General features: G+C 51.5%; 1 tRNA gene and 2 rRNA genes. All 3 read right to left on the bottom strand.

Going from position 1 to position 3,659, the window contains the following annotated elements:
* The 3 genes from ABWV47_RS21035 to ABWV47_RS21025 all read right to left on the bottom strand — a co-directional run bounded on the left by ABWV47_RS21035 (position 1) and on the right by ABWV47_RS21025 (position 3,281).
* A tRNA-Met gene (locus tag ABWV47_RS21035) sits at positions 1-77 on the bottom strand.
* 152 nt (positions 78-229) lie between these two features.
* Positions 230-344 (bottom strand): 5S ribosomal RNA (gene rrf, locus ABWV47_RS21030).
* A 104-nt stretch (positions 345-448) separates the two neighbouring features.
* Positions 449-3,281 (bottom strand): 23S ribosomal RNA (locus tag ABWV47_RS21025).
* Positions 3,282-3,659 lie beyond the last annotated feature (378 nt).

Below are 3,659 nucleotides of genomic sequence, written 5' to 3'. Positions count from 1 at the left end.
TGGTTGCGGGAGTAGGATTTGAACCTACGACCTTCAGGTTATGAGCCTGACGAGCTACCGGGCTGCTCCATCCCGCGACGCTTTTATGGGTTGAGCGTGTTTTGCTCATTTCCCCCGTTGATCTCTTACCGGTTTGGATTGAGATCTGTCGCCCTTCAGGACGTTTTTTTGTTCTGAAGGTATTCTGTTGATCGTTTTGAGAGATACGTATCGTGAGGTCGTTTACTAGGTCTGGCGATGACCTACTCTCCCACACCTTAAGATGCAGTACCATCGGCGCTACGGTGCTTAACGGCCGGGTTCGGGATGGGACCGGGTGTTTCACTCGCGCTATGATCACCAAACCGAGTAAACGGCCTCATGATAGTGTTGTTGTCCAAGTCAGTACGCTGATTGTGTTGTGTGTATGCTTTTGATTTATCTAGTATAAGTCTGTCTTTTACTGGATCAAATCAAGCCTATCGGACCATTAGTACCAGTCAACTGAATGCGTTACCGCACTTACATCTCTGGCCTATCGACGAGGTGGTCTACCTCGGTCCTCAGGGATACCTTGTTTTGAGGGGGGCTTCCCGCTTAGATGCCTTCAGCGGTTATCCTGTCCGATCATAGCTACCCAGCACTGCTCCTGGCGGAACAACTGGTACACCAGTGGATCGTTCACCCCGGTCCTCTCGTACTAGGGGCAACTCCTCTCAAGTATCCTACACCCACGGCAGATAGGGACCGAACTGTCTCACGACGTTCTAAACCCAGCTCACGTACCTCTTTAAACGGCGAACAGCCGTACCCTTGGGACCTGCTCCAGCCCCAGGATGAGATGAGCCGACATCGAGGTGCCAAACACTGCCGTCGATATGGACTCTTGGGCAGTATCAGCCTGTTATCCCCGGCGTACCTTTTATCCGTTGAGCGATGGCCCTTCCACTCGGGACCACCGGATCACTATGGCCGTCTTTCGACTCTGCTCGACTTGTCAGTCTCGCAGTCAGGCTGGCTTCTGCCATTGCACTCAACGAGCGATTTCCGACCGCTCTGAGCCAACCTTCGCGCGCCTCCGTTACGCTTTAGGAGGCGACCGCCCCAGTCAAACTACCCGCCACACAGGGTCCCGGATCCGGATAACGGACCGCGGTTAGACATCAAGCAGAGCAAGGGTGGTATCTCAAGGGAGGCTCCACCAAAACTGGCGTTTTGGTTTCAAAGCCCACCACCTATCCTGCACATGCTCGGCCTAATGCCAATGTGAAGCTGTAGTAAAGGTGCACGGGGTCTTTCCGTCTAACCGCGGGAAGCCTGCATCTTGACAGGCAATTCAATTTCGCTGAGTCTATCTTGGAGACAGCGGGGAAGTCGTTACGCCATTCGTGCAGGTCGGAACTTACCCGACAAGGAATTTCGCTACCTTAGGACCGTTATAGTTACGGCCGCCGTTTACCTGGGCTTCAATTCGGAGCTCTCACCCCTCCTTTTAACCTTCAGGCACCGGGCAGGCGTCAGACCCTATACGTCGTCTTGCGACTTCGCAGAGCCCTGTGTTTTTAGTAAACAGTCGCCACCCCCTGGTTTGTGCCCCCAGTCAATACTTGCGTAGAAACTGGGCCTCCTTCTCGCGAACTTACGGAGGTATTTTGCCGAGTTCCTTCAAGATAGTTCTCTCAAGCGCCTTGGTATTCTCTACCAGTCCACCTGTGTTGGTTTAGGGTACGGTCTCATGGAGGGCTATTTCCAGGAACCTCTAAGCAGCCTGTTCAATCCAATAAGGACAAACTACCTTCGAGATCCGTCACATCCTCCTGGCCTAGGAATATTAACCTAGTTCCCATCGCCTACGGCTTTCGCCCTCGGCTTAGGGGCCGGCTTACCCTGCTCAGATTAGCTTTAAGCAGGAACCCTTGGACTTTCGGCGAGAGTGTCTCTCACACTCTTTGTCGCTACTCATGTCATCATTCTCACTAGTGATCTCTCCACCGGATGGCTCACGCCCCGGCTTCATCGAAAGCTCCATATCCTCCAGGACTTTCCAGAGGAAAGCTAAAGAGGATTGGAACTATGTCACACTACGCTCTGCTACCATGCAATAAATGCATCCTAGACTTCGGCTCATGGCTTGAGCCCCGTTACATCTTCGCCGCAGGACAACTTAATTAGACCAGTGAGCTGTTACGCTATCTTTAAAGGATGGCTGCTTCTAAGCCAACCTCCTGGTTGTTTTGGTCGTCCCACCTGCTTTCCCACTTAGCCATGAATTAGGGGCCTTAGTCGTAGGTCAGGGTTGTTTCCCTCTCCACTACGGACGTTAGCATCCGCAGTGTGTCTGCCGTATAGTACTCCCGGGTATTCGGAGTTTGGTTAGGATCAGTAAGCCTGTGGGGCCCCATTACCCATCCAGTGCTCTACCCCCCGGGGTATTCGTACGACGCTCTACCTAAATAGATTTCGCAGAGAACCAGCTATCTCCGAGTTTGATTGGCCTTTCACCCCTAGGCACAGCTCATCCCGATCTTTTTCAACAGATGTGGGTTCGGTCCTCCAGTGCATGTTACTGCACCTTCAACCTGGCCATGCCTAGATCACTCGGTTTCGGGTCTGATCCACCTAACTCATGCGCCCTATTAAGACTCGCTTTCGCTGCGCCTACACCTAACGGCTTAAGCTTGCTAGATAGACCAAGTCGATGACCCATTATACAAAAGGTACGCTGTCAGCCCTCAAGGGGCCTCCAACTGATTGTAGGCGTTCGGTTTCAGGAGCTGTTTCACTCCCCTCGTCGGGGTGCTTTTCACCTTTCCCTCACGGTACTGGTTCACTATCGGTCAGTAAGGAGTACTTAGCCTTCGAAGGTGGTCCTCCGATCTTCAGACAGAATTTCACGTGTTCCGCCCTACTTAATACGTCCCATCATGCTTCTCATACGGGGCTATCACCCACTATGGCTGTGCTTCCCAACACATTCTGATCACATTCAAGGCTCGGCTGGTCCCCGTTCGCTCGCCGCTACTAGGGGAGTATCAATTGATGTCCTTTCCTCCGGGTACTTAGATGTTTCAGTTCCCCGGGTTTGCTCTTTTAAACCTATGTATTCAGTCTAAAAGTACCTGGTTCAGTAAGTTATAAGCAGCTCAAGAGCTATTATAACAAACTGTCAGGTGGGTTGCCCCATTCAGAAATCCATGGATCAAAGCTTATTCTCAGCTCCTCATGGCTTATCGCAGAGTATCACGTCTTTCATCGCCTCTTACTGCCAAGGCATTCACCAAACGCCCTTCTCGCGCTTGATTTGATCCAGAAAGAGAAAGACTTGCGTCATTCGCGACCACACAAGCTGGTAAGCAATGTGATCTCTGTTTCTGAACCAAAAGCATACATAATTTTCCCGCTCTTTATCTTGGACCCAGGCTTCTGATGTCGTCAGACCCGCCTGGAAGATAAAGAACAATGAACAACGCAGATAGTCTGCCGTCCGTGCAGGAGGCAAACGTCGTTGTTCGGGTTAGTGTACTTGACTTGGACAACGCTGTTCGTTTCAGCTGGCAGACACATGCGAGGTCGAGGAAACAACCTATAACATATGCTCGCTTTATAACGCCGTTCACCCTTGCGGATTACTATGACGACACAAAGCACCAAACTGAGATCAGCCTCTTACTTAAGGCGAT

The organism is Shimia sp. NS0008-38b, assembly GCF_040370365.1.
In the GTDB taxonomy this organism is placed as follows: domain Bacteria; phylum Pseudomonadota; class Alphaproteobacteria; order Rhodobacterales; family Rhodobacteraceae; genus Shimia.
This window is presented reverse-complemented; position numbering and strand designations above follow the sequence as displayed.